The following is a 25,371-nucleotide window of genomic DNA, read 5'->3' as shown; positions in this document are numbered from 1 at the left end:
GATTAATATGCTGGATACCCATACCATTAACGTGATCAAATCGACTGTACCTGTATTGGAGACCGAAGGGGTACATATTACCAAAAGATTCTATCAGACCATGTTCGAAGCTCATCCCGAGCTGCTGAATATTTTTAACCATGCCAATCAAAAGCAGGGACGGCAGCAGGTCGCGCTGGCAAATGCAGTTTATATGGCGGCACTGCATATCGATCGGCTGGAAGAGATTTTACCTGTAGTCAAACAGATTGCCCACAAGCATCGCAGTCTGGGAATCCGTCCGGATCAATATCCGATTGTCGGCAAATATTTGCTGCAGGCGATCCAGGATGTGCTTGGTGAAGCGGCTACGCCGGAGATTCTGGATGCATGGGCCAAAGCCTATGGCGTTATCGCAGATGCTTTTATCGGGATTGAGCAGGAGATGTATCAGGCGGCCGAGCAGCAGCCGGGTGGTTGGGAAGGATTCCGTGCCTTTACTGTACAGCGCAAAGAGCGGGAAAGTGCAGTGATCACCTCCTTTTATCTGGTGCCGCAGGATGGCGGCGAACTGGCTTCATTCGAGCCGGGGCAGTATATCAGCGTCAAGGTACATGTACCGGGACAACCGTATGAACAGATCCGCCAGTACAGCCTGTCGGATGGTCCGGGGCAACCGTATTACCGGATCAGTGTAAAGCGCGAAGACGGCGATGATGTGCGTCCGGCTGGACAGGTGTCGGTCTATCTGCATGAGCAGGCGCAGGAAGGAGATGTACTGTATCTGTCCGCGCCGGCAGGAGACTTCCAGCTGCAGCGCCAGCACGGTCGTCCGGTCGTGCTGATCAGCGGCGGCGTGGGTCTGACTCCGATGATGAGTATGCTGCGCTCGCTGGCTGCCGAGCAGCCGCAAGCAGGTATTACCTTTATCCATGCAGCATCCAACAGCGAGCTGCACGCGATGCGCCGTCAGGTGGAGGAGATTGCCAGCGAATGTCCGGGATTGTCTGCGTATTATTGTTACAGCACGCCGACCGAGCTGGATCGCCAGAATGCGGTATTCCATTATGAAGGCTATCTGCAGCCCGACTGGCTCAAGGAAATGGTGCCAAATCTGAACGCCGATTATTATTTCTGCGGTCCGCTGCCGTTCATGCAGGCGGTCAATACAGCACTGGATCAGCTGGAGGTTCCTGTGGAGCAGCGGCATTATGAATTTTTTGGCCCAGCAGCGAGTCTGGTAGCGAGCGGGAAGTAAGCAGGCTAAAAGTAAAAAGTGATTGAAATAGAGCGTGAGTAAATGCGGAAAAGAGCCGAAACCCTTTATACTAAGGGTTTCGGCTTTGTTGTGGAATATAACCGCGCTTAATGTTTGACTGCTTCTATTCAGAAAATGAAACAGAGGATTTGATGTTCGGATCATCGAGGTAATAATCATCGAATGCTGTAAATCTAATACTGGGTCCACCATTATAATTTCCACGAATCGTTGTTTCTGTGATGGGAGTATCTAAATTATAATCAAGGTGGCCTTTATAGATCCAGCTTCCTTTTGAATCTCGTTCCATTGTAATAAAATCCTTATCTGAATAAATATTATAATTTTCAAAATTGTCTTCTGTTGGGTTGAAAGACCAATTATATGTGGCACGTATATAGGCCAGATGATCATCTGCATATAGTACCTCAATATTTTTAAGATACGTTTTATAATCGGATGCGTCTCCGTCTATTGATAAACCATTAGCATTGGCTTGATCAAAATAAGCATGTAATCCCAACTTAATCGCATTTACTTTCTCAGGATTTGTAATTTCAATCTCTTTAATTTTCTGGTCGATATTATCTATATAGATAGGCTGGGACCAGAAAGTAGACACATCAACTTTCCATACTCCATCTATTCGGAGCAAATCGAGCCATATTGCGCCAGCAGTTCGAGACACTTCTCCTTCTTCTTCATAAGGTATTTTCACGAATGCACGATCTTGAGATACGAAGAAAAGATGACGAATATTCCAATTTTTGAGCGTTAGTTGAGGGTTGCTCCATTGATCATGTGCAAATGTATAATTCATCCTGCTGCTCTCGTGCTCCAGAAAGCCCGGAGTATACAAAGAACGATCAGGGCTATATCCATCCAATGCTCCATTCATATATTGGTTTACAAATTCTCCAACCTGCTGGATATCTGCTGCATTCTGGTTTCCCCAATCATCAAGCACAATAGTATGAGTAAACTTATTATAATTAACATCATAATTTAACATGGATGCTATAAATTTAAGAGGAACATACAAGCGTCCGTGAGTAAAATTAGGATAAGTTGGCAAGAAGAAATATTGATCCTCACTTTCCCCATTAAAGCCTTCATTTAGAGTAAGGTTAGAAAATGTAGAAGAGGGTGTAAATTTTAATTGATTAAAAATAGTACTGGAAAGAAAGTTTGTTCGTTCTGCTAGGTACTCCCCTCTCCAACCAGGAAGTTTTTTTAGAGAAAATCCAGTGTTGTTTAGCAGGTCTGCTGCAGGTACCATTAGTAAGCCATCTTGTATAAAAGCTTGGGTATTTATCGTCTTCTGATTTTTATTACTTTTAATCTGCAAAGAGTAATTTTCCAGCTTGGGTAAAGTCTGGGTATTGGCTCCGATCTCGTCTTGCTTTTCTGTAGAAGTGGCTGCGAAGCCTGAACCAGGCTGTAAAAATAATGAAAGAGTGAGTATACCAACTATCCATTTACATATTTTATTCATTTTATAATCCCTTCTATGTACAAGTTGAGAAGACTGGCATAAATCAAGATATAGCCCGATGCTGGTCTCGTCTCTTCTTTATTAACGGTATTTCTTTCCGTATAGTGTATACACTTTATAGTTCATATTGATTTGCTCGCTGCATAAACTATCTATCTAATTTTATTTGTATTTTGTATATATAGTTAAATCAATCTCAAAAAAAGAACATCCAGCTTCAAAACTGGATGTTCTTTAGCGATTTTGATACAAATTAAAGTTGAGCTTACGAAAAGGAAGAGTCCTGCTTTTTAGCCTGCGCACGCAGCAGTCGATTTACCGTCTCGCGCCGGAGTCCGATCAGCTGGCCGATTTCGTCCTGGGTGATGATTTCGGTGATCGGGATATCTTTGAGATAAGTGGCAAACCAGTGCTGTAGCTGTTCCAGCTTGTCTGCCGGGGTGACCCGGGTGAGCTGGTCGATCCGCTGCTGCATCATGCGCAGCTTGTCCTGCAGCAGGGCAGCCACTTCGTGATAGCGGGCAGGATCGCGATTCAGCTGATCGTACCATTCGGCCGCATGCACGATTTCCACCTCTCCCGAAATCAGTGCAATCGCTGTGCCGTGATAATTCATTGGGCTGATCAGGGAATGATGCGGGATCATCTCGCCGGGCACGATAATATTGAATAAAAACATGCTACCATCTTCATGCAGACGCACAATCTTGAACAGTCCGCTTTTGATCCGGTACAGTGGGCCGCTCTCTCCCTGGCGGAATAAAGTCTCGCCTTTGTGAATAATCATAAGTTATCTCCTTCCCTAGCCAAGACGCTTGCTGAGGTGCTTGTGCAGTGAAGAAGCGAGTGCCGGCTCATCCAGCAGCTGACGCAGCAGTGGAGTGTCTCCGCGTTCGTGATACAGCACCTGATTGCAGTCTGCGATTGTCGTTCCGTTCCCTTCATGGCGCAACCATTCAAATCGGTCTCCTGCCGTAACCTGACCCGGCTCCAGCACGCGGAAATAAAAGCCTGAATACCCCGTATCCCGTACACGCAAAATCATTTCCTTGCGCTCCAGATGCGCCGACAACTTGAAGCAAGGCTGACGCGGCTGGCTGACCTGTACGACAGCTGTTCCGATCCGGTACACATCGCCAATATGTACATCCTGTTCCCGAAGTCCGCTGACCGTAAAGTTCTCGCCAAACGCCCCCGCTTCGAAAGAACGATTCATCTGTTCGCTCCACCACGGATAATGATCGGCAGAATAAACACAGGCTGCCTTGTCCGGGCCGCCGTGGTTTTTCAGATCACCCTGACCGTCCTGCTCCAATCCGTCTGCAGAGATGCCGACCGTATGAGGCACGGGCTTTTTGATAAATCCGGTGAATACGGTTTTGCCATCCCACTCCACATTGACCGGCAGTCCGGTATTTAGGGATAATAATTCTGGTAAGATAGCAGTAGTCTCCATCGACATGGGGAATAGCCTCCTTTTGCAAACGATTTTCTTCATTAATACCGATAATTGTATCATAATAACGTATACAGACAATTCGGAAGCCGCTTCTTCCTGTGAAAGTCTCCCCTGTGGAATGCTTCTGAGGAGAAAGGAACGATCATGAGGAACAACAAACTACCTACTATTCGGTATATGCCGGTCATCCTGCTGCTTTTGCTTGCGGTATATATTTGCCTGTATCCAGAGAGTGCACAGGCAGCAAAACAGCAAGGCCATATTATGGATCATGCCGGTTTGTTTGCCGAAGAGGATATTAGCCGGATGAATGCCAGGCTGGATCATCATACATATGATCTGTACGTGATTACTGGCACGGCAATGAGCCAGTCCGAAGGAATGAAACTGGCGAATGACATTTATGAACAAACCGGATTCTCGGGCAATCAGTTGCTGCTGATGATTACCACCGATCCTAATTATGTGCATCTGGTATTCGATAACGAAGAGCTGTCGAAGCGGATCGCCAGAAGTAATGCCGGCAGTATTGCAGGTGTAACCGACAGTCAATTTGTCCCTTATGCCAAAAAAGGAGATCTGGCTGGTGGCGTCATCGCAGTCAGTGACTATCTTAACGGGCTGGGCGATATCTCCAGTCCGGATACAAGCCAGGCTGTACCAGCGACAGGGCAGCTATCGCTGCTTGATCAGATGAGGGCTTTCTTGCCGCAGGTGATCCTGTATTTGCTGGGAGGAGGCGTGGTAATCGCCCTGCTGGTGCTGCTGATCATCCGGGCTGTCGCTTCGGAAAAGCTGCATCGTCGTCAGGCCAGACTCCGGGCACGGGTAGAGGAATGGAAAGAACGGCTGGATTCGCTCATATGCGCCAAATCGCGGGATCAGGGCACGTCTGCCTCGTTCATACTGCCTGCGCCGGAGCAGGAAATACAAAAATGCTCTATTCAACTGGACAGGCTGAGACAATGTATAGAGTCGCGCAATATCTCGCTGTTCTCCACTGCCAGGCCTGCCAAGGAGCTTCAGGGACTGGAGCAGCAGCTGAATACACAGGTAGCCCGGATCGAGCAGTGGCTGCAAATCGCCGGAATCGCTGCTCCGGCAACAGAGCTGGCGAAGAATGATGAGCCGGATACAACAGGTCGAAATGGAGCAGCAATGCTATCCGATCTGTCCGGACTATCTTCGGAGCAGCAGAGCCAGCAGAGAAATACTGAATATAATGATCGGGAACGTTCCCGAGATATCCTGATGCAGGCCCCACAGCAGCTGGAGCAATTGCAGCTGCTGCCGGAACGGTATGAGCAGGAATTGGAATTGCTGCGGGAACAGTATGCCAGAGTGCATATCCAGGAGCAGCGTGATCGCTACATCAGAATGCAGGAGCTGCGGCTCCGTGTAGAACAGCTGCTGCCGGAAATGGCCGAGGCACTGGATGAACGTAATCGGCAGTATGATCATGCCGATGCGCTTGGCCGCGAAGTGAGAACAGCACTGGAACAAATTCAGCAGCAGCGAAATGCGATTCTGGGTTACAGGGATGAGCTGGATCTGCACAAAAAGCTGCTGATAGAGAACTGGGAAACCATGAGCGCCCGTCACCGCGAAGGCGTACAGCTGCTGACCGGTATCCCCGAAGAAGCGCTGGCTGCGCAGCAATCCCAGAACGAGAGCTTCCATATGCTGGAGCAGGTTCGACGTCGATTGATCAACCCCCGATCCATTTGCCGGAGGTGGAAGAAGCGATGATGCTGGCCGCTGCGAGACTGGATGCCTTTTTGCAGGAGGTACAGGAGATTACCGGCATCGCTGCTCTGAATCAATCGTCGTCAGGATTGGCAACATCGACAGCAGAGCCTCCACTTCCTGAATCGATAAAACAGTTCAAAAAAAGCCGCGAAGACTATCACGAATAATAAATAGTTCAGACAGCCAGAATATCCAACGTAAAGAAGGTAGATCAACTCATGAAAAATAACCATCTGCATCCATCCACGGCTACTGCCGGTTCAAGCGAACCGGTAGCCACCAAATATGTACGGGAGACGCGCTGCTTCAAGACGGCGCGCGTATTCCCGACAGACGTCAATAACCACAATACATTGTTCGGCGGCAAGCTGATGTCCTATATTGATGATATCGCTTCTATTGCCGCTTCCAAGCTATGCCGGGTCGATACGGTTACGGCATCTACCGACTCGGTGGACTTTCTGTATCCGATCAATCCATCGGATTCGGTCACACTGGAATCTTTTGTGACCTGGACGGGACGCAGCTCGATGGAAGTATTCGTCAAAGTGATTCGGGAGGATCTGAAGTCCGGTGAACGCAATATTGCAGCAACCGCATTTTTGACTTTTGTAGCGATAGGGGAAGGAAAGCGCAAAGTGCAGGTACCTACTGTAGTGCCGGAGACCGAAGAAGAGCGCAAGCTGCACGAAACTGCGCCTTCGCGGGCTGCCATGCGCCGTCAGCGCCGGGAAGAAAGCAAGGAATTTGCAGATTATCTGACGACTGATTATCCGTGGGAATAACAGTCCTAAAGGAACAGAAACAGAAACAGAAACAGAAACAGCCAAAAGCAGCCCGGTTTCGTACAGTGAGTACGGAACACAGGGCTGCTTTTTGGATGGGGCGAACCGTTGAGCCTGGTCATCACTAATCGGAGCCCGGTAAGGATTCGGTCGATTCTGGCTGGATAAAATGGGATAGATCATGATCGGCTTTGGCCTGATTGCACAGATTGCAGGCGCATACGCAGTTGAGCGGCGTCGTATGTCCGCCGCGCGCCCGCGGCAGCAGATGGTCGAGTGTATCGCCGTATCCACCGCAAAAGTAGCACGTATACTGATCCCGCTCCAGAATATATCGCCGGAAAGCACGATTGCTGTACAGGCGGCGAATCGTATGCTTGTTCACGACGACTGCGGCGTATTCCCGGACGAGTACAATCGCGGTCTCCAGATCGCTTTCCTGATGCCAGCGGCGTCCTTTGTCGGTGCGTCCGCGCATATAGACAATACCTTTGCGGGTAGGACGCAGTATCGACAGATCCAGTCCCTGCCCGCGGATATCCTTTTGATCAATCGAAGGCAGCTGTCGATTGGGACGGACTGCCGTGATATGCATGGCTTTTGCAGTCGGTTGCGTCTCAGGAGAAGGCTGGGCCACCGCCGGGATTGCATGGACATGGGAGGTAGGCGCCGATATTGGCTGTACATGAACGTCTGCCTTGTCCGCAGACTGTACGGTCTCCGGTGTATCTCCGAGCTGGTTTTTGAGCTGTTTGCGGCAGCTTCGGCAGGTGCCTCGCCGCTGGCTTTTGCCAGATTTGCGCCCGGTTCGCCGGGCATAATGCGACAGCGGATGATATTCTCCGCAGCGGGAACAGATTTTGGAACCTGCCGTGTCAGCGCTTTGCGATTCTGCAGAAGATGAATCGGCAGGTACGGGCAAGTCGGTTGTAGTTTCCGGGAGATATTCCGGATGAGATTGCTGCATAGCTTTCACCTATTTCCAAGTAAATTCGGATTGTATCATGAACAGGGTTGATTCTTTCTATTATAACGGTAAAAGGTCACGTCGTTTGGCAATGGGCTCACAATCTTTGCATACCCCTACCAGACTTCCGTCATCATTGGCATAAAAGGTCAGGTGATTGACCTCCTTTTTGCAGTAGGAGCATTTTTGCATACGCAGCTTGGATGGCGGTAAGCCATTTTTGGATAGCGGCAGCGGACGGACAACAGCAGGACGTCCGGATGACTCTGCCGGTTTGGTAGCGGTATCGGTTTTGCGGCGTGTAGCCGAACGGCGCTCGCGAAAGGCTGCCAGTTCGACAACATTATGCGGCTTGGCAGCTGGTTTGCTGCCAGTATGGGATTCAGGCGTTTTCGCCGTGAAAGGTGGTGACAGCGTCTCGCCAGCTGCCGGTTTGGCCCTTTTTTTGGAAGAGTGAACGATCCAGCTAATTACGGCCAGAATAACAATAACGATCCCCATTACGATAATCCATGCAGGTTGCATGCGATTCACCTTCTTTGCTGAGTATTGGACATGGTGGATAGAGATACTCCTTATTATATTACCTTTTAATTCCTGTACATCCCTTTTTTGTTACTGCCTAATTTGCTATAATGCGTGTCAAGGGTGGAAAAAAAGTATAGAATTATTTTTTGCCGTTATGTGTTACATATTGAGAGTATGGAGACGGTAGAACCTAAGGAAGCTGGATAACATATGAAAGGAATGAAGACAGTGAATAAGAAGATCAAAAGCTTTACGATATTGTGTCTGCTCGTTGTGTTGGTCGCTTCTGTACTTAGTTCGTGCGGATCGGATACCGGGAGTAAGAATGAGGAAAAGGGAAAGGTTACCATTAAATTCTGGACGATTGCGCTTCAGCCCACATTTAATGAATACTTTAATACCCTGATTTCAGAATACCAAAAAAGTCACCCTGGCGTCACGATCGAATGGAGCGATTATCCATATGATGCCATTTCTAATAAGTTATTAACCGGAATTGCCAGTGGCAACGTACCGGATGTGGTGAATTTGAACACTGAATTTGCCAATCAGATGGCATCCAAGGGAGCACTTGCCGATCTGACGCCTTATTTGAGCGATGCAGAGAAAGCTTCCTACTTTGAAGGCATCTTCAACTCAACGGTATTGGACAACAAACCCTATGCCCTGCCATGGTATACCGGTACCGAAGTATTGTACATGAATACACGTCTGGTAAAACAGGCAGGTCTGGATCCGAAAAATCCACCCAAAACACGTGATGAGCTGAACGAATGGGCTCGTCAGGTCAAAGCGAAAACCGGAGCGAACGGCTATGCGCTGACTTTCGCAGCACGACTGTTCCCGGTAGAAGGCATCTCGATCCTGAACGAAGACAAAACAGCGGCAGCGTTCAATACGCCGGAAGCCCTGTCGATGATCCAGCGCATGCAGCAGCTGATCCAGGAAGGTGTACTGGTCGGTGAAGACGCCAACTTTGACAAGCAGATCCAGTATTACTCCAGTGAACAGACTGCTTTTGAGATCGCCGGTCCTACCTTTATTAACTTTATCAAAACAGCCGCGCCGGATGTATATGAGAATACGGTAGCTGTACCGCTGCCGACAGGCAAAGCGGATGTGCGTCTATCCAATACGATGAATCTGGTCGTACCTGCCAAATCGGCAGCACCGGAGCAGGCGGCAGAATTCGCCAAGTTCCTGACCAATGCGACGAATCAGACTTCTTTTGCCAAAGCGGCCAATACGCTGCCAAGCACCAAGGAATCGATCAAAGATCCGTTCTTTACCCAGAATGACAACAAGCTGGAATCCGAAGCAAAAGTTGCTTCCGCGGAAAGTCTGGACAAAGCTGTCGATTATATGGTCGGCGTACCGAATGCCGGCGATGTGAACTCGGCGATTGCGCTGCAGCTGCAGGAGATTTTCCTGAATGGAAAAGATCCGAAGCAGGGACTGGATACAGCTGAACAAGAAGTCAATCAGGTACTCAAACAATAAAAAATAACAGGAACAGATACAGGAACAGATGTAGGTGAAATCACTTTTCGTTAAATCCCGGTCGCATCTGCAGAGTATGGCTCTGCAATGAAGGCAAGATACTGACCCTCCAAAGGCGGTGGACGAGCATAATGAGATGGATGAGAACCGAGACGTTTGCCGCGTGGGCCTTCATGGCTCCCGGATTGCTGATTGTCGCTGTGTTTGTATTATGGCCGATCATCTACGGAATTCCATTGTCTCTGACCGATTATTCGGTAATCGGCGAGACTCACTATGTAGGATTCGAAAATTATGTAACTGCGGTTCAGGACAAAAGCTTCCTGACCTCGCTGTGGAACTCGCTGGTCTATGTACTGATTGTCCCTTTTATCCAGATATTCTCGATTTTGATGGCAATTCTGGTCAATACCCGGCTGCCGCTGATCAAGGCGTTCCGGGCTGCCTATTATATCCCGGTTGTCACCTCCATGGTCGCGGTCGCACTTATGTGGAGCTGGCTGTTCAGCAATAATGGGGTCGTGAATTATATTTTGCTGCAGCTGGGCATTATCCAGGAGCAGGTAGGCTGGCTGTCGAGCAGCAGCACTGCATTATATGCGCTGATGTTTATTACGATGTGGAAAGGCCTTGGCTATTATATGGTGCTGTATCTGGCTGGACTGCAGGGGATTCCGTCAGAGCTGTATGAAGCGGCGATGATCGACGGAGCCAGCCGCTGGCAGGTGATCCTGCGGATTACCGTGCCGCTGCTGCGTCCGCATATTCTGTTCTGTACCCTCATCTCGCTGATGGGCGCGATTCGTGTCTTTGACGAAATGTTTGTACTGACCCAGGGTGGACCGGGCAACGCTACGCTCACGTCCAGCCTGTATATTTACCAGAAAGGTCTGGAGCAGTTCAACTTTGGTTATGCATCGGCTCTGGGGCTGATTGTAAGTGTCATTGTAGGTGCCCTCAGCATATTCGTGTTCCGTCTGAACCGGAGAGGCGGGGTGAGTTACTGATGAACAAAGCGATGGAACATTCCCGCAGCAATGCTGTATCTTCGGGTATTATGGCCCGCCGGGTGCGAAAGGTCATACGCTATACCTTTACGTATATCCTGCTGCTGTTGCTGGCTCTGCTGATGACTGGACCTTTCCTGTGGCTACTGAGTGTCTCGCTGATGCCGGGACGCAATGTATTCTCCAATCCGCCGGCGATCTGGCCGACATTTATTGATTTCGGCAATTATGTGCAGGTATGGAGTTATATGAATTTCCCCAAATACATTATGAATACGCTCATTATTACCGTACTTGGGGTAGTCTTCAACATCGTACTGTCCTGCATGACCGCCTATCCGCTGGCGCTGTTCCGTTTCAAAGGCCGGGATATGGTATTCGCTCTGCTGATCACGACGATGATTATCCCGTCCTCTACGGCGATGATCGTGCATTATCTGACGATCCAGTGGCTGAATCTGGGCAATTCCTATCTAGGCGTTGTGCTGCCTGCAGCTGTATCGGTATTTAATATTTTCCTGATGCGTCAGACGTTCCAGGGGATTCCATCCGAGATCCGGGATTCCGGGAAAATGGATGGAGCCTCCGAGCTTCGCATCTGGTGGCAGCTGGTTCTGCCGCTGGTCAAACCCGGCATCGCTGTTATTATGCTGCTCGAAGTGATGGCTTTTTGGAATAATTTTCTCTGGCCGATCGTCGTCCTCGATGATCCGGAGAAATATCCACTCGCTTCGGCACTCACATATTTGAATGGTCAATTTTCGTATAATTTTGGCTGGATTGCAGCAGGAACCATTATTTCGGTTATTCCGATTATTCTGGTATTCCTGTTCACCCAGCGCTATTACATGGAAGGTCTGGCCGGTGCAGTCAAAGGATAAGCGCTTCGCTTATCCTTTTCTGTGCTGCCATTTACATAGGTATACCTTCAACCAGCTGCCCCAAAAGTCTTTTCTTGTGTAAAAGGCCGGATAGGGAAGAAGCACATTTTGAAATAAGGAAAGGGGGGAATTCATACAGAGTCTGTCCGGCACTCCAGACAGCATTACGACAAAATAATCTCCGGCAGGTACTCTCGCCAAAAAAAAAGAAATGGCAGAAACAGGTTGTAACGCGTATCGCAGAATCTACAAATTACGCATTTGTGTAAGACAGCACAAACAAACCTATACCATTATGAGCCAGGAGGCTATCACATGAAGCGAAACAAGGGGTTATGGCGCGGTCTATCCATATTGATGATCTGGGCGATGCTTGGCAGTATAATTCCTGCCGGCGTGATCCATGCAGCGGAACAGCAGCAGGATTTTAGCAAAATGGACGTGATTCCGATTCCGGCAGGTACCCGGATTATTACGCCTACGGGGGAGTTGTATGGTGACGACTGGGAACGGATCACAGCTGGCGGCGGCTGGGATGTATATACCAACAAGGCCACGATGACACTGGAATTTGCGTATCCTATTTATTTGAATGGATTCAAGACGTTTCTGAATCGCGGGAGCAACACGACGGATTTCAGGCTGGAAGGGCTGGTTGACGGAGAATGGCGTGATATCGACGAGATGCAGTCTGCCTGGGAAGATCCTTCGGGCTATGCCTACTATATGCGGGCGATGACGCCAGGATGGTACAAGAGCATTCGTATTAACTTTTTTAACACAAATCCGGATAAGGCGGTCAATGTAACGACGATCTATCTGATGTCGGAGCTGCCACGGGTAAGCAATGCCAATGTGCTGCCAGGGCAGAACACGCAGGGGGCTTTACAGTGGGATGAAGTGCCGGGTGCCGAGAAATATATTGTCAAATATGGTCCGGAGTTTGGACAGTATACCGATCAGGTAGAACTCCAGCCATCCGATCGGCAGCCGGGTAATTATTTTATTATTCCGGGTCTGGAAAAGGACAGGGTCTATCATGCTATTGTCGTACCGGTTGTGAACGGACGTGAAGGCAATCGGTCGGTCGATATGTCGATCATTATTCCGAGTTTCCGCTTTTTCCCCGGAGGCACCGGCTTTGGAATTAATGAGTGGGACAACAGCTGGCTGTACAACAAATTGGGCGATGGCAATATGACCAGTACCTGGGGTTCTATGGGATCAGGATATGTAAAAGATCTCAATTATTATATCCAGATGCCGTCGACTACCTATATGACTTCTCTGCAGGTGCTGCCAGCCGTGCCGGCAGATACGACGCTTACGTATACCGCCTATGGATGGAAAAACGGCGTAGCGACCGAGATCGGACACAAAGCCTATAATCTGGCTGCGCGGGTTGGTCCATATGTGCTGGACCCGATCCCGATTACGCCGGACTGGTATGATCGCCTCTCCATCCATGTGAATTCGACCAATACAGCCGTAGAAACGTACGAGATTCTGTGGGATTCCGATAAAGCTACAGTCGAAGGACTATGGACCGAGCGGGGAGACCACAAGGTGACGCTCCACTGGAATCCAGTGCCAGATGCAGACTATTATACGGTCACTTATGAATCGGTAATCTATCCGGTTAATGGCACGATGCAGGTAAGCGCAGACGCGTACAAGGGATATCCTGTTAACGGATTGGTCAATGGGCAGGAGTATACGTTCCGGGTCAATGCCAGCGTCAACGGTCAGCTGGTCAATCCGACCGGGAAAGTCATAGGCAGCGCGACTGCACCCAATATCAGCAGAGCAGTTCCTGCCGGAACGATTGCCAGCGGCAGTGCAGAACCGATACCGGCTTATGATCCGTACTCCGTTATCGACAGTTATATGACGACCGGCTATTCATTGTGGTCAGGAGGCACATTTGGTCTGTCTTTCCCATCACCGGTCAGTCTGAAAGGTGTGCAGATCTCCAGCTTCTCTATGGCTCCATCTATGCATCACTATACGATCTACGGACTGCAGGGCAAACGCTGGATCAAGATCGGTCAGAGCACACTTACGCCGATGTACCGATTCAAAAGTGATCCGTACGATCTGCTGCAGGACCCGGTCGCAGTCAAACCAGGCAAATACGAAGGCATTCTGGTAGTCGGTGAGGTGGATCAGGACGGCAACTGGGGCAGTATTGACCTGAATGATATCAAATTGATCTATGGCGATAATCAGGCTCCAGCCAGTGTCACAGGCGATACGTATGGAGCGCAGAATACGGTTACCGAAGATACGTATACTCAGTAATTCATCTAAACATCGAATCGGAAGGCTGTCTCGCAGGACAGCCTTTCCTTTTCATCTGCTGAATACATTCCTTTTCTGATCCAGCGTATATGGAACGATATTCGAAATACAGGAGGATAAACATGAGTAGAAACAAGGGGTTAACGCGTTACGTATCCATAATGATGATCGTTCTGCTGCTGTGCAGTATGATGCCGGTAACGCAGACAGAAGCAGCACCAGCTGCAGCGGCAGCAGGCCTGACAGAAATGCCGATTTTGACCGGTACACGTATCACCACCGAGCCGCAGGGAGAATTAAGCGGTGAAGCATGGACCCGCCTCGCAACCGGTGGCGGCTGGTTTACCAATGAACAGAAAGCCATTATTACACTGCGCTTTTCACAAAAAACGCATCTTCAAGCTGTGACTACCCAATATTTTAGCGAGTCCGCCAATGACAATGTGGATTACCGGGTGGAAGGACAGGACGGCGGCAAATGGAAAAATATCGACGCCATGCAGCCGCAGCGCAGCGAGAAAGGTCATTATCGTGCAGTCACTCCAGGCAGCTATGATGCTATTCGACTGATTTACTCTGCTGTCGAAGTGAAAAAGGCACCGTACCGAACAATTGAGTTGTCCACGATCCATCTATTTTCGGATCATTCGTATATTGCCGATCTGGCCGCAGAGCCGGTAAATGGCAGTGAAGCGGCTCTGCGCTGGACACCGGTACCAGGCGCTGAAAAGTATATTGTTCGCTATGGTCCAGAGCTGCGCAATTACACCAATACGATAGAACTGCTGCCCGGAGATATACAGCCCGGCAACCGCTGGATCATACCGAATTTGCCCAGAGAGCAGATTACCCATGTGCTGGTCGCTCCGGTAGTCAATGGTCAGACAGGCAACTATTCCGCCGATCAATGCCTGCTGATCACGGATGCTTCTGTTTTTCCACAGGGAACCCGATTCGGGGTGGATTATCCGGACGGAGGCAACTCCTTTGCGGGCAGTATCGGTGACGGTGATATCAACCAGACATGGGGATCAGCAACCTATTACAAGCAGAAAAGACTGACCTATTTTATGGATTTCCCGATTCCCCTGTATGTCAGTTCGCTGCAGCTGATAGCAGCTGTTCCAAGAGATACCCGCGTGAATTATACTGTCTACGGCTGGAAGGAAGGACAGCGTAATAGGATAGGGCAACAATCGTACGATCTGACCAAAAAGCCGGGTCCGGTATTACTGGAGACCCTGTTCGTGAGACCGGATCGGTATGACCGGATTACCGTAGTAGCCGAATCCATAGATGGCAATGAAATGTATGAGATTATGTTCTATGCCGGTTCAGTAAGTAGTGTCGACGGTATGCAGGCGAAAGGAGGGAATGGACAAGCATCCATTCAATGGAATCGGGTTAAGGGCGCCGATTATTATGTGATCAATTATCAATCACTCTTTTTCCCGGATAGCGGTTCTATCAAGGTGCCAGCTAGTGCGTATACCGGCTATATCCTGTCGGGACTTCGAAATGGGCAAAAATATAACGTGACGGTCAGTGCACACGTTCGCGGAAATATGACCAATCCATCCGATACGGCAGTGATAGCGATCTCGGCACCTGCGAGCGGTCAGCCTGTTCCAGCGGGGACGATTCTGAGCGGTACCGGCGAGCATGATTGGGATATCGAATATGCGATAGATGGTAATTTGAGTTCCGCTTATCAGCTGCAATCCGGGCACTCTCTGGGATTGTTATTTCCCAAAGTGGTCGATCTTACCGCTGTACAAATTACGAGTTATCTTCCCAAAACGCATAGTCATGTTGAACAGAAATTTACGATTTATGGGCTGCAGGGCAAGCAATGGATTCGTATCGGTAGCGGCCAGCTGGACGCTATAGATGTGACTCAGCAGTTCGGCTACACATCATTGAATAAAGATGTTCTGCTTGAAGATCCGATTGCTGTTACACCTGGCCAGTATGAGGGAATCATGATTACTACGGAAGAAGCTGTTAACAGCGGTATACTTTTGAATTTTAATATTGGCGAAGTTCATCTGGTGTACGGGCCGAGCAGCAATAATCAGGATAGTGTAACCGTGAATACGTATGGTGCAGTTACCGTATCGACAGATACGTACACCCGATAAATGATATCCACAAATCAGTAGTTGGCAAAAAGGCCGTCCATTCATCCAGTCATGCGTTGATGCGGAATTTTACTTTTTCAGTACAATATGATTGGATGTAAATACAGATATTTTTATCTATGGTGATAATTGTATATTGACCCGTCGGGAGTAGATAACTCTTTACGAGTCCTGCAGGATTGAGCAAAAAGGAAGTATGGATGGAATCATTAACCGGTCTGTATACGGCAGCCATAGGAGCCGCTGCCGTATACAGATCAATACATAGTTCAAAGGAGCACAGATTATCATGAATTCTTCGCATGGTACAAATGGCAAAATCGTAATGATGCCACTGGATGAGCGTCCCTGCAATTATAATTTCCCCTATGAACTCGGCAAAAGTACCGATTATAAAGTTGTTCGTCCGCCGCTTGAATGGATGGGTCACAAAAAGCAGCCTGCTGACACAGCACGTCTGTGGACATGGACAGAATTGGAATGTCTGCGTGCCAAAGGCGCGGTGCTGTCGCTGGATACCCTGCTGTACGGAGGCATTGTTCCTTCGCGGCTACACGAGCTGGATCAGGCGGAGATTGCTCGCCGGATGGAGCAGCTGCGTCAGCTGAAGGAGCAGAATCCGGAATTGGTGGTATACGCTTTTCAACTGATCATGCGCTGTCCGCAGTATTCTTCTTCGGATGAGGAACCTGACTATTATGCAGACTGGGGCCGAGAGATTTTCCGCAAGGGTTATCTGGAGCATCTGGATGAAGAGCATGGACTGGACCCTGCCGAACAGGAAGAGTTAAGCAGTATCAATGCCCGTCTGCCGCAGGAAGTACTGGATGATTATCTGGGACGACGCGCGGTTAACCGGGAAGCGAACCGCCTCGCGCTCCGTTATGTGGAAGAAGGGATTATCGATTTTCTTATTTTTCCACAGGATGATTCGGCGCCATATGGATATACAGCGAGAGATCAGCGGCTGGTGCGTGAAGCGATTCGCGAGAAAAATCTGGGTCTGCGTGTGTATATGTATCCCGGTGCGGATGAAGTCGGCTGCACGCTGCTCGCTCGTATAGTAAACCACTTGCGCAACACTGTACCTGCGGTGTATGTACGTTTTGGCTCGGTCGAAGGGCCGCATATAATCCCGGCGTATGAAGACCGGCGTCTGTATGAGACGCTCAAGTACCAGATTGTTGCGGCTGGCGGCATGATTGTCTCTTCGCAGTCCGAAGCCGATCTGGTGCTGCTGCTGAATACACCGGGCGAGAAAATGGGCGAGGCGGTTCATCAGGGCAAGCCTTCGGCTGGCTATGATACCGAGCGCAATCTGGTGGAACTGGTCGAATATGCTGGTTATCTGCTGGATCATTACAAACACAGCGGACAAGCAGCGGAACAGCACGCTACCGTCTCTAATGATGCTCATTCCGTCATGTCTACGGTGCAGAAGCGTCGTCCTGCTGTCGCTGTCGCGGATATCGCCTATGCCAATGGTGGGGATCTGGAACTGCTCAGTCTGCTTCGTCAGCGTGGCATTCTGTACCGGCTGGCTGGATACGCCGGCTGGAATACCAGTTCCAATACTTTGGGCACCGTAATCGCCCAGTCGATGATCTATACCCATTACGGGATGACTCCGGAGCATCTGAATTTTCTGGCTCTGCGATACGTGGAAGACTTTGGCTACGATTCAGTCGTCCGCAAAAATCTCAGCAATGGACCGATCCAGGAGCTGGGTCTGGATAAATTCCTGCTCGATGGCCCGCGCGGTCATGTCTCCCGGATCGTCCGCGAAGCCCTGGAACAATTTATCCGCGATCATTTGCAGCAGGAGGGTCATTCTATTCGCATCATGGACTGCTATATGCCATGGAACCGAATGTTCGAAGTGGGTCTTTGTGTACACGCGGATTGAGAGGTGGTACCGATTCCCGGAAAGCAGCAAACTTGAACTGGACATCCTTTAACTGGTATAAATGATACAAAGATGGAAGTGATATATTGGAAGGTGGACATTGGAAAAAGCAAACAAGCGATGCCTATCCTTATTCTATCCCAAAGGAAATCTCAAAAGCTGAAGTTGAAAGTCAAACCAGTTCTCACAATGATCATGCCAAATTCGCACCCAAAGGAGATTTCAGCCATGAACCAACATACACTGCAAGCCGACGTCATCGTTATTGGAGGCAGCCTCGGAGGAACACTAGCCGCACTCGCCGCCGCCAAGCAGGGATTGCATGTTATTCTCACCGAACCGACAGACTGGCTCGGCGGACAGCTCACTTCCCAGGCCGTTCCACCGGATGAACACCGCTGGATTGAGCAAGGAATCGGTGCACCGGGGACCTTTATCGAATTCCGGGAACGCGTACGGGAATACTATCGCAACAACTATCCGCTCACCGAGGAAGCATTGACCAATCCAATCCTGAATCCCGGCAATGGCTGGGTCAGCCGACTGGCTCATGAACCCAAAGTAGCGCTGCAGGTGCTGGAAGATATGCTGGCGGTATATGTGAATACCCAGCGTATCGAAGTGCTGTACCAGACCGTACCGGTCGAAGTAGACGTAGAGCATGACACAATCCGCTCCATAACCGTTAACCGGCTGGGTCATTATCGTCCGAAATATACTACCCTGATCGGTCAATATTATCTGGACGGTACCGACGAAGGCGATCTGCTACCAATGTCCGGTACAGAATATGTCAGCGGTGCCGAAGCCAGATCCCAGACCGATGAACCTCATGCCCTGGAAGAAGCTGATCCGCTGGATATGCAGTCGATTACGCATGTGGCGGCAGTCGATTATATCGAAGGCGGCGACTTTACAATCGACAAGCCGGAAGAGTACGAGTTCTGGCGTCAGTACACGCCGTCCTTTTCCGAGTATCCGATCCTGAGCTGGTATGCAACAGATGCGAATGATACGACCAAGCTCAAGGAATTCACCCTGCTGCCGAATGAACAGGGCGTGACGTCGCTGTGGGATTACCGCCGTATCGTCGATCCATCGATCTGGACCGAGAAGCTGAGTGCCGAGGTGTCGCTGCTTAACTGGGCAATGAACGATTATTATGCCGGCCCGGTTACCGGGGTGCCGCTGCAGGAACGGATTCCGAATCTGGAGAGTGCTCGCCAGCTCACCCTGTCACTCGTGTACTGGCTGCAGACCGAGGCTCCTCGTCTGGATGGCGGCAAAGGCTATCCGGGAATCCGGCTGCGCGGCGATATTGTCGGTACGGCAGATGGACTCGCCAAAGCGCCATATATCCGCGAATCCCGCCGGATCAAGGGCATGTACACGATCACCGAGCATGATGTGAGCAAGGAGCTGCGCGGTGAGCAGGGGATCAAGCGCTACGAGGACAGTGTGGGAATCGGCAGCTATTCGCTTGATCTGCACCCGACCGTCAAGACGCACCGGACGTTCTATATTCCCAATTACCCGTTCGAGATTCCGCTCGGCTCACTGATTCCGGTACGGATGAAAAACCTGCTGCCTGCCTGCAAAAATATCAGTATGACCCAGATCGCCGGCGGTTGCTATCGTTTGCATCCGGTGGAATGGAATATCGGGGAAGCAGCCGGTTATCTGGCAGCGTATGCGATCCAGAATGAACTGACACCGCAGGAAATATACGAATCCAGCGAGCATGTGAGCCGCTATCAGGACATGCTGACCGCTGGCGGTGTACAGCTGCATTGGCCGGAAGAAGTAGAGAAGGAAGTGCTGCAGCCGTCCAAGTAGTAATTGACGAACGGACAAACAAGCATTGGGCAAGTAGTGAGTAAGAGCAAGTTTGATAGGTTCAAACGATCTATCTGCCAAGCGTGTTATTTAGATATCGGGGCGGTATGCTCGCAAATATCTATTTGGAAATAATAAATACAACCAGCAGCAAAAGAGGGCATTCCAGCAATGCCCTCTTTATTTATTATTCGGTTTGTAATCATTGCCTAATCCTTAATCATTTATCTTCTATATTTCTTTTGTTTGCAGAAGTGATACAGTTGTCCTGTACGCGTATTTCTAGGATGTTTCATTTAGCATTTCGATCAATTCCAATCGCAGCGCCTGCATCGCATCTTCTCGTTCCATCGGCATATAGCGGCTGAGCTGGCGCATCTCCGGTTCATAGTAGGATAGCAGCTCCAGCATAGCCTGCTGTCCCCTTGGACCGCGCGCCTGTTCCAGCAGAATTACAAATTGTTCGTCCGGGAGAGGTGTTGTAAGCTTTTGCGTTTCCATCGGTTCACCGCCTGTTGACTGATTTGCAGCCGGGCAGCAAGTTCCTGCTCGCTTCGTCCTTCCAGATATAGCCCGGCAATGATAGATCGGCCCTGCTCGGAAGGCAGTGTATCGATCCACTCCCGCAATAGAACAGTAGCCATATCATCGGATGATGCAGAAAAGTAGCTAACTTGCTCGTTCAAGTCTAAATGTTCGTGATATAATCTGGTTTTGGCACGGTACTGCATTCGCCAGGAGGCTTGCCGCAGTCGCTGCCGATACTGCTCGCTCAGTGGTACAATGACAGACATATCATTCGGCTCCTTTACAATATATTTTCCAATTAAGGGAACTTATGTTCTTATTTTATCAGTGATTCAGGCACCCGGCGGAGGTTATACACCGGAGATGCAGCTGAAAAAGAGATGGTTTTGGGCTGCTGAATGCTGCGACGACGTACAGTTTGGTCAAAAGAATTCCAAGTCGAAGGGATTATCCCGGAAAGGTGTTTTACCTCATTATGCTTAAAATTTTGCTGTTTATTTTTCTGATTCAGATTGTGTATGTTACAGCCTATACACTGCGGACGATTCTGACGCTGAAAGGGCAAAAGTATGTAGCCGCCAGTATCGGGACGATCGAAGTCGTTATTTATGTGATGGGGCTCAATATGGTGCTGAGTTATCTGGATCAGGTCGTCAGTCTGATTGTGTACGCGATTGGCTATGGTATGGGGATTCTGCTCGGTTCGTGGATTGAGGAGAAGATTGCGCTCGGTTATATTACCGTCAAAGTGATCAGCGATGCACCAAATTACCGTCTGGCCGAAGTGCTGCGTGACAAAGGATACGGCGTGACTTCATGGATCGGGCAGGGTCGCGATGGCGACCGGATCATGATGGAGATTCTGGCGAAGCGCAAAAACCAGGATAATCTGTACAAAAGTATTCTGGCTGTAGATCCCAAAGCATTTGTTATTATGGTCGAGCCGCGTGAATTCCACGGCGGATTCTGGACCAAGGCGATCAAGCGTTGATCGGTTAATCGCTCTATCAGCCCAGACTGTAGAATCTGCACATGGCAAAAGCTTATCTACGGCGGCAGAAAATATCTGATTCCACAGATGGATCTTCCATAGAAAATAATAATAAAACAACCCAATACAGCACAGGATCTGGCCAATACGGATGCCTGATGACTGTTCGTAAAAAGTATATCCTTCCTGTACCCAGCATCGTAATATAGTGTTCCTGCTCCAATGCCAACCTGTCTTCCTCCGGGAAAGGCAGGTTTCTTTGTATAGGTCGTTGGTTTAATTGGGTATGTATGGGAAAAAGGAAGGAGGACATTATACATGTCAACAAATATTCCAACTATCCAGCTGAATGACGGACTGGATATTCCAGCAATCGGGCTGGGTACTTACTCGCTTAATGGCTACAAGGGCGTCGAATCAATCAAACAGGGGATCGAAGCCGGCTACCGGCTGATCGACTCGGCTTTTAATTATGAAAATGAAGGTGCGGTAGGCAGAGCGGTCCAGGAAAGCTCGGTACCGCGTGAACAGCTGCGCATCTGTTCCAAGCTGCCGGGACGGCATCATGCGTATGACGAAGCGCTTGTGACGATCGAAGAGTCGCTGCTGCGTACGGGTCTGGACTACTTTGACCTGTACATTATCCACTGGCCGAACCCCAAGCAGGACAAGTATGTAGAAGCCTGGCAAGCGATGATCGAGGCGAAAAAACGCGGCTATGTGCGCTCGATCGGAGTGAGCAACTTTCTGCCGGAACATCTGGAGCGCATTATTCAGGAAACAGGCGTTGCGCCGGTGCTTAATCAGGTAGAGCTGCATCCGTATTTTGAGCAGGCAGAGCAGCGTGCAGCCCATAGCCAACATGGGATTATCACCGAATCATGGAGTCCGCTCGGGCGCGGCCGCGGCGAAAGTGTACTGGAAGATGCTGGAATCAAGCAGATCGCCGATGCCTACGGCAAAACGCCAACCCAGGTCATTTTGCGCTGGCATACCCAGCTGGGCGCTGTACCGATCCCCAAAGCTGGCTCTCTGGAGCATCAGCAGGAGAACCTGAACATCTTTGACTTTGAACTGACTGAGGAACAGATGAAGACGATCTCCGCATTTAGCAAGGATAACAAAAGGCTATGGGATCAAGACCCTGCAGAATACGAAGAATTCTGAGCAAAGCAGCTGCATGGATAGTTATGTGATTGGACAAGATACTTTATCAGGATAATCGGCATGTATGCATCTATGTATATTTAAAAGGCATCCCCAGTCAGGGATGCCTTTTTGTTATTTTCATTTCTGCGTCGCTTGACTTCCATCTCTGCTTAACTTGTTTTCCATCTCTGCTTAATGTGACTTCCATCTGTTCGAAGTGTGAATTCCTTCTCTTTCTATACCCCTCTGGAAGAAGAGAATGTGGCAGCAAGAATAGCTCCTGACACAAGCTCTTTATCCGAAGATCTGCACATGCTCCTCCAGCCAGTCCACATAACTTTGCTCACGGGCCAGCGCCTTGGTCAGTACCAGATAATGTCCCAGATGGGGATTGGCAAATGTCACCTCTGCACCTTCTGCTCCAAAAGTCTGCTTCAGCCCTTCATACCGCTGCTGCAGATCTTTCAGCTTGTGCCGACGCAGACGCAGCTGATCCGCGAACAGCTCGCGGGCTTCTTCCTTCGGCAGATTGCCGATAAAGTACATTTTCAGCATAAATGTATCTTTTTCTGTCTCCGGCAGAGGTGCAGAAGCACTGACCCATTCCATCAGTTCCCGCTGTCCCTCGGAAGTAATCGTATATATTTTTTTCTCCAGCTTTTCCCCCTGGATCACTGTACGGAATTGTACCAGCTCTTCATCGACCAGCTTTTTGAGTTCCGGATAAATCTGGCTGTGCTTGGCGCTCCAGAATTGTCCGATCTCTTCTTTAAATTGACTTGTGATATCGTAGCCGCTGCATTCATGACGATTCAGCAGTCCGAGAATAGCATATTTTAATACTCGCATAAGGTCATAATCCCCCTTGAACTATTTGACGATGCATCATAAATAATGTTAATATAAACATGTAAATAATTACACGTTTTAATAAAACTCATATTTGAATCGGCATTTTAGAACCTGCATGTTCGTGAAACAGCCGATGGGTAAAATGGACACACGATACTACACTGAGGAAGGTGCTTTGAACATGGACAAATTTGTTGGCAGTCACATGATTTATACGTATGAGAACGGTTGGGAATACGAGATTTATATCAAGAATGACCATACGATCGATTACCGTATTCACTCCGGTATGGTCGCAGGACGCTGGGTACGCGATCAGGAAGTAGATCTGGTAAAACTGACCGAAGGCGTATACAAAGTATCCTGGACCGAACCGACAGGCACAGATGTATCTCTTAATTTTATGCCAGATGAGAAAAGAATGCATGGTATTATTTTCTTCCCGAAATGGGTGCATGAACATCCGGAGATTACGGTCTGCTACCAGAACGATCATATCGCCCTGATGGAAGAATCCCGTCTGAAATATGAGACGTATCCAAAGTATGTTGTACCGGAATTTGCCGATATCACATTTATCGAGAATGCAGGTGTGGACAATGAAGAGCTGATCTCTATTGCACCTTACCCTGGCATGACCGACGATATCCGCGCCGGCAAGCCGCTGCAATCCAAATAATGTTTTGACTTTACCTGTCTGTACCTGCCCATCAAGGGCCATATGTAAAATAAATGGATCTGATCCAAAAGCAGCTCGCGCTTCCTATCTATCTGGACGCGGGCTGCTTTTTTATATACAGAAATCGGTTCAGATCAAGATGTTGTTCTCTAGCAGACCAGTTCGCCGCTGCGCTGTTCCCGTGATATAGTGATATTCATAATCAAAGGGAATCAACCGGAAATCAGGTGAAACAAAGTGAAATGGACATCTATCGTTACTTCGCAGGGACAACTACATAGACAATGGACCGACAACATCGAAGTACTGTATACCGGTCTGCACGGACTGTCGGTACAGCGATTTCGGTTAAAGGAAAATGGGCAGAGCTATATTTACAAGCCATTTGCTACAGCAGCGGATGTGATGCGCGAACTCCGGGTGTATCGTCAGATCATGCCATGGCTGCCGGAAGTGTATCCGCAACTGATTGCATATTCGGCAGGAACGATAACGGAGACTCCGGAAACCGATAGGGTACAAGCATCTATGCATACATCCATACAGCCGTCCCCCGGATCTACCCATTCCGGCTGCTGGCTGATTCTGGAGGATATAGGGGAACTGAATCATCGTCATACCGAGCAGGTGCTACTGGAGATGGCAGAGCTGATCGCGCAGTGGCATCGTATACCGCTGGCAAATATTGCAGAACTACCTGTTCAGGGGCAAAAGCCTCCGCTATCTGTAGTCAGGGAAGAAGTGCTGCAGCACTGGGAGCAGGCGATACAGCTGTTGTCCCGAAGTGTGCAGGAATCCTCCATATCCTCTGCAGGAAAAGGCAGTAATCAGAGCCGATCTCATCTACCCGATCAGCAGCAGTTGAACAGATTGCAGGCAGATCTTCTTCACTTTCAGCCGGATACAGCAAGTGTCCTATCCCATGGTGATCTGCATGCGGGCAATTATGGGATGAATCCGCAGGGCCGCCTGATTGTGCTGGACTGGGAACATGCTCATGCTGCTTTGCCTTACTGGGACCTATATCATCTGCTCGATATGTCGCATCCGCTGTTCCCGAGAAGGATGAATCGTACGCTTCGCCGGCTTGTGCTGCAGCGATATGTACAGTCCAATTGTCAGCAGCGCGATCCGGGAAAAGGCCGCTCGCTGGACAGCAGTGAATTTTACCGGGATTATTACCGGTTTGCGATACTGTATTCGCTGTGGATGCTGCTGCTGATCGAGCGGGATCTGCAGCAGCCCAAGGCGCTCTGGCCGCACTCCCAGCTGCTGGCCCAGCGCCGGGAGACGATAGAGCATCTATTGCAGTGTATCGAGGAATGGTCCGGCTTATAGGATATAGAAGTGATCGACAGGAGAGGAGGAATCCGGATTGCG

The 25,371-nt window shown here is 49.3% G+C and carries 23 protein-coding genes; 15 read left to right on the top strand and 8 right to left on the bottom strand.

Features of this window, described 5'->3' with window-relative positions:
• Positions 1–7 precede the first annotated feature (7 nt).
• Positions 8–1,237, top strand: coding sequence for an NO-inducible flavohemoprotein (hmpA, locus tag AR543_RS00985; protein WP_060531018.1), 1,230 nt, complete (start codon positions 8–10; stop codon positions 1,235–1,237).
• 124 nt (positions 1,238–1,361) lie between these two features.
• Here hmpA and AR543_RS00980 read toward each other — a convergent pair whose 3' ends face one another.
• The 3 genes from AR543_RS00980 to AR543_RS00970 all read right to left on the bottom strand — a co-directional run bounded on the left by AR543_RS00980 (position 1,362) and on the right by AR543_RS00970 (position 4,194).
• On the bottom strand, positions 1,362–2,732 hold the full coding sequence (locus tag AR543_RS00980) for a stalk domain-containing protein (RefSeq protein WP_060531016.1): 1,371 nt from the start codon (positions 2,730–2,732) through the stop codon (positions 1,362–1,364).
• 265 nt (positions 2,733–2,997) lie between these two features.
• Positions 2,998–3,519 (bottom strand): Crp/Fnr family transcriptional regulator, encoded by a 522-nt coding sequence (locus AR543_RS00975; protein WP_060531014.1) that lies wholly within the window; start codon positions 3,517–3,519, stop codon positions 2,998–3,000.
• Positions 3,520–3,534: 15 nt separating this feature from the next.
• Entirely contained in the window at positions 3,535–4,194 is a 660-nt protein-coding gene (locus AR543_RS00970) for an MOSC domain-containing protein (protein ID WP_060531012.1), read from the bottom strand.
• A gap of 141 nt (positions 4,195–4,335) precedes the next feature.
• Here AR543_RS00970 and AR543_RS00965 point away from each other — a divergent pair, with 141 nt between their 5' ends.
• Genes AR543_RS00965 through AR543_RS00960 form a run of 3 tightly spaced genes read left to right on the top strand, consistent with a single transcriptional unit; the run spans position 4,336 to position 6,725 of the window.
• A complete protein-coding gene (locus AR543_RS00965) occupies positions 4,336–5,940 on the top strand; it encodes a TPM domain-containing protein (RefSeq protein WP_060531010.1) in 1,605 nt (534 codons plus the stop codon).
• Positions 5,937–6,107, top strand: a complete 171-nt coding sequence (locus AR543_RS24170; RefSeq protein ID WP_158523913.1) for a hypothetical protein — start codon at positions 5,937–5,939, stop codon at positions 6,105–6,107. The genes AR543_RS00965 and AR543_RS24170 overlap by 4 nt, the downstream gene beginning before the upstream one ends.
• Before the next feature lie 51 nt (positions 6,108–6,158).
• Positions 6,159–6,725: an acyl-CoA thioesterase gene (locus AR543_RS00960; RefSeq protein WP_060531008.1), complete on the top strand. Its 567-nt coding sequence runs from the start codon at positions 6,159–6,161 to the stop codon at positions 6,723–6,725.
• Between the two features lie 124 nt (positions 6,726–6,849).
• Here AR543_RS00960 and AR543_RS00955 read toward each other — a convergent pair whose 3' ends face one another.
• Positions 6,850–7,692 (bottom strand): HNH endonuclease, encoded by an 843-nt coding sequence (locus AR543_RS00955; protein WP_060531007.1) that lies wholly within the window; start codon positions 7,690–7,692, stop codon positions 6,850–6,852.
• A gap of 60 nt (positions 7,693–7,752) precedes the next feature.
• Positions 7,753–8,217, bottom strand: coding sequence for a hypothetical protein (locus AR543_RS00950; protein ID WP_060531005.1), 465 nt, complete (start codon positions 8,215–8,217; stop codon positions 7,753–7,755).
• A gap of 213 nt (positions 8,218–8,430) precedes the next feature.
• Between AR543_RS00950 and AR543_RS00945 the strand changes: the two genes are divergently transcribed.
• The 7 genes from AR543_RS00945 (at position 8,431) to AR543_RS00915 (ending at position 19,792) form a co-directional block, all read left to right on the top strand.
• Positions 8,431–9,720, top strand: coding sequence for an ABC transporter substrate-binding protein (locus AR543_RS00945; protein WP_087071237.1), 1,290 nt, complete (start codon positions 8,431–8,433; stop codon positions 9,718–9,720).
• Between the two features lie 131 nt (positions 9,721–9,851).
• On the top strand, positions 9,852–10,727 hold the full coding sequence (locus AR543_RS00940; protein WP_227871808.1) for a carbohydrate ABC transporter permease: 876 nt from the start codon (positions 9,852–9,854) through the stop codon (positions 10,725–10,727).
• 50 nt (positions 10,728–10,777) lie between these two features.
• The gene (locus AR543_RS00935; RefSeq protein ID WP_418304214.1) at positions 10,778–11,608 is read left to right on the top strand and encodes a carbohydrate ABC transporter permease; all 831 of its coding nucleotides are present in this window, start codon (positions 10,778–10,780) and stop codon (positions 11,606–11,608) included.
• Positions 11,609–11,923: 315 nt separating this feature from the next.
• Positions 11,924–13,909, top strand: coding sequence for a fibronectin type III domain-containing protein (locus AR543_RS00930; protein WP_060530998.1), 1,986 nt, complete (start codon positions 11,924–11,926; stop codon positions 13,907–13,909).
• Positions 13,910–14,031: 122 nt separating this feature from the next.
• A complete protein-coding gene (locus AR543_RS00925) occupies positions 14,032–16,050 on the top strand; it encodes a fibronectin type III domain-containing protein (RefSeq protein ID WP_060530997.1) in 2,019 nt (672 codons plus the stop codon).
• A gap of 289 nt (positions 16,051–16,339) precedes the next feature.
• The gene (locus AR543_RS00920) at positions 16,340–17,956 is read left to right on the top strand and encodes a DUF4127 family protein (protein ID WP_060530994.1); all 1,617 of its coding nucleotides are present in this window, start codon (positions 16,340–16,342) and stop codon (positions 17,954–17,956) included.
• A gap of 228 nt (positions 17,957–18,184) precedes the next feature.
• Entirely contained in the window at positions 18,185–19,792 is a 1,608-nt protein-coding gene (locus tag AR543_RS00915; protein WP_060530992.1) for an FAD-dependent oxidoreductase, read from the top strand.
• 282 nt (positions 19,793–20,074) lie between these two features.
• On the opposite strand, the gene AR543_RS23985 is transcribed toward AR543_RS00915, so the two are convergent.
• Both AR543_RS23985 and AR543_RS00910 read right to left on the bottom strand, forming a co-directional pair.
• Entirely contained in the window at positions 20,075–20,293 is a 219-nt protein-coding gene (locus AR543_RS23985; protein WP_145953878.1) for a hypothetical protein, read from the bottom strand.
• A complete protein-coding gene (locus AR543_RS00910; protein WP_060530990.1) occupies positions 20,245–20,586 on the bottom strand; it encodes an RNA polymerase sigma factor in 342 nt (113 codons plus the stop codon). Before AR543_RS00910 ends, AR543_RS23985 begins: the two co-directional genes overlap by 49 nt.
• 209 nt (positions 20,587–20,795) lie before the next feature.
• Between AR543_RS00910 and AR543_RS00905 the strand changes: the two genes are divergently transcribed.
• Together AR543_RS00905 and AR543_RS00900 are read left to right on the top strand one after the other, a co-directional pair.
• Positions 20,796–21,311, top strand: a complete 516-nt coding sequence (locus tag AR543_RS00905) for a DUF2179 domain-containing protein (RefSeq protein ID WP_046212667.1) — start codon at positions 20,796–20,798, stop codon at positions 21,309–21,311.
• Positions 21,312–21,629: 318 nt separating this feature from the next.
• Positions 21,630–22,478, top strand: a complete 849-nt coding sequence (locus AR543_RS00900; RefSeq protein WP_060530988.1) for an aldo/keto reductase — start codon at positions 21,630–21,632, stop codon at positions 22,476–22,478.
• 276 nt (positions 22,479–22,754) lie between these two features.
• Here the strand turns inward: AR543_RS00900 and AR543_RS00895 are convergent, their stop codons facing one another.
• Positions 22,755–23,309, bottom strand: a complete 555-nt coding sequence (locus tag AR543_RS00895; protein ID WP_060530986.1) for a PadR family transcriptional regulator — start codon at positions 23,307–23,309, stop codon at positions 22,755–22,757.
• Between the two features lie 184 nt (positions 23,310–23,493).
• Here AR543_RS00895 and AR543_RS00890 point away from each other — a divergent pair, with 184 nt between their 5' ends.
• Both AR543_RS00890 and AR543_RS00885 read left to right on the top strand, forming a co-directional pair.
• Entirely contained in the window at positions 23,494–23,991 is a 498-nt protein-coding gene (locus AR543_RS00890) for a phenolic acid decarboxylase (protein ID WP_060530985.1), read from the top strand.
• 237 nt (positions 23,992–24,228) lie between these two features.
• The gene (locus AR543_RS00885; RefSeq protein WP_060530982.1) at positions 24,229–25,329 is read left to right on the top strand and encodes an aminoglycoside phosphotransferase family protein; all 1,101 of its coding nucleotides are present in this window, start codon (positions 24,229–24,231) and stop codon (positions 25,327–25,329) included.
• The last annotated feature ends 42 nt before the right edge of the window (positions 25,330–25,371 follow it).

Source organism: Paenibacillus bovis, assembly GCF_001421015.2.
In the GTDB taxonomy this organism is placed as follows: Bacteria; Bacillota; Bacilli; order Paenibacillales; family Paenibacillaceae; genus Saccharibacillus; species Saccharibacillus bovis.
Note: the sequence above shows the minus strand (reverse complement) of the source record. Positions and strands in the feature narration are given on the sequence as shown.

Coding starts and splice junctions, on each gene's coding strand:
- AR543_RS24170 (WP_158523913.1), top strand. CDS start 5,937: ATGATGCTGGCCGCTGCGAGACTGGATGCCTTTTTGCAGGAGGTACAG.
- AR543_RS00945 (WP_087071237.1), top strand. CDS start 8,431: ATGAAAGGAATGAAGACAGTGAATAAGAAGATCAAAAGCTTTACGATA.
- AR543_RS00910 (WP_060530990.1), bottom strand. CDS start 20,586: ATGTCTGTCATTGTACCACTGAGCGAGCAGTATCGGCAGCGACTGCGG.
- AR543_RS00915 (WP_060530992.1), top strand. CDS start 18,185: ATGAACCAACATACACTGCAAGCCGACGTCATCGTTATTGGAGGCAGC.
- AR543_RS00905 (WP_046212667.1), top strand. CDS start 20,796: ATGCTTAAAATTTTGCTGTTTATTTTTCTGATTCAGATTGTGTATGTT.
- AR543_RS00975 (WP_060531014.1), bottom strand. CDS start 3,519: ATGATTATTCACAAAGGCGAGACTTTATTCCGCCAGGGAGAGAGCGGC.
- AR543_RS00890 (WP_060530985.1), top strand. CDS start 23,494: ATGGACAAATTTGTTGGCAGTCACATGATTTATACGTATGAGAACGGT.
- AR543_RS00980 (WP_060531016.1), bottom strand. CDS start 2,732: ATGAATAAAATATGTAAATGGATAGTTGGTATACTCACTCTTTCATTA.
- AR543_RS00920 (WP_060530994.1), top strand. CDS start 16,340: ATGAATTCTTCGCATGGTACAAATGGCAAAATCGTAATGATGCCACTG.
- AR543_RS00950 (WP_060531005.1), bottom strand. CDS start 8,217: ATGCAACCTGCATGGATTATCGTAATGGGGATCGTTATTGTTATTCTG.
- AR543_RS23985 (WP_145953878.1), bottom strand. CDS start 20,293: ATGGAAACGCAAAAGCTTACAACACCTCTCCCGGACGAACAATTTGTA.
- AR543_RS00960 (WP_060531008.1), top strand. CDS start 6,159: ATGAAAAATAACCATCTGCATCCATCCACGGCTACTGCCGGTTCAAGC.
- AR543_RS00930 (WP_060530998.1), top strand. CDS start 11,924: ATGAAGCGAAACAAGGGGTTATGGCGCGGTCTATCCATATTGATGATC.
- AR543_RS00935 (WP_418304214.1), top strand. CDS start 10,778: ATGGCCCGCCGGGTGCGAAAGGTCATACGCTATACCTTTACGTATATC.
- AR543_RS00965 (WP_060531010.1), top strand. CDS start 4,336: ATGAGGAACAACAAACTACCTACTATTCGGTATATGCCGGTCATCCTG.
- AR543_RS00900 (WP_060530988.1), top strand. CDS start 21,630: ATGTCAACAAATATTCCAACTATCCAGCTGAATGACGGACTGGATATT.
- AR543_RS00925 (WP_060530997.1), top strand. CDS start 14,032: ATGAGTAGAAACAAGGGGTTAACGCGTTACGTATCCATAATGATGATC.
- AR543_RS00940 (WP_227871808.1), top strand. CDS start 9,852: ATGAGATGGATGAGAACCGAGACGTTTGCCGCGTGGGCCTTCATGGCT.
- AR543_RS00955 (WP_060531007.1), bottom strand. CDS start 7,692: ATGCAGCAATCTCATCCGGAATATCTCCCGGAAACTACAACCGACTTG.
- hmpA (WP_060531018.1), top strand. CDS start 8: ATGCTGGATACCCATACCATTAACGTGATCAAATCGACTGTACCTGTA.
- AR543_RS00970 (WP_060531012.1), bottom strand. CDS start 4,194: ATGTCGATGGAGACTACTGCTATCTTACCAGAATTATTATCCCTAAAT.
- AR543_RS00895 (WP_060530986.1), bottom strand. CDS start 23,309: ATGCGAGTATTAAAATATGCTATTCTCGGACTGCTGAATCGTCATGAA.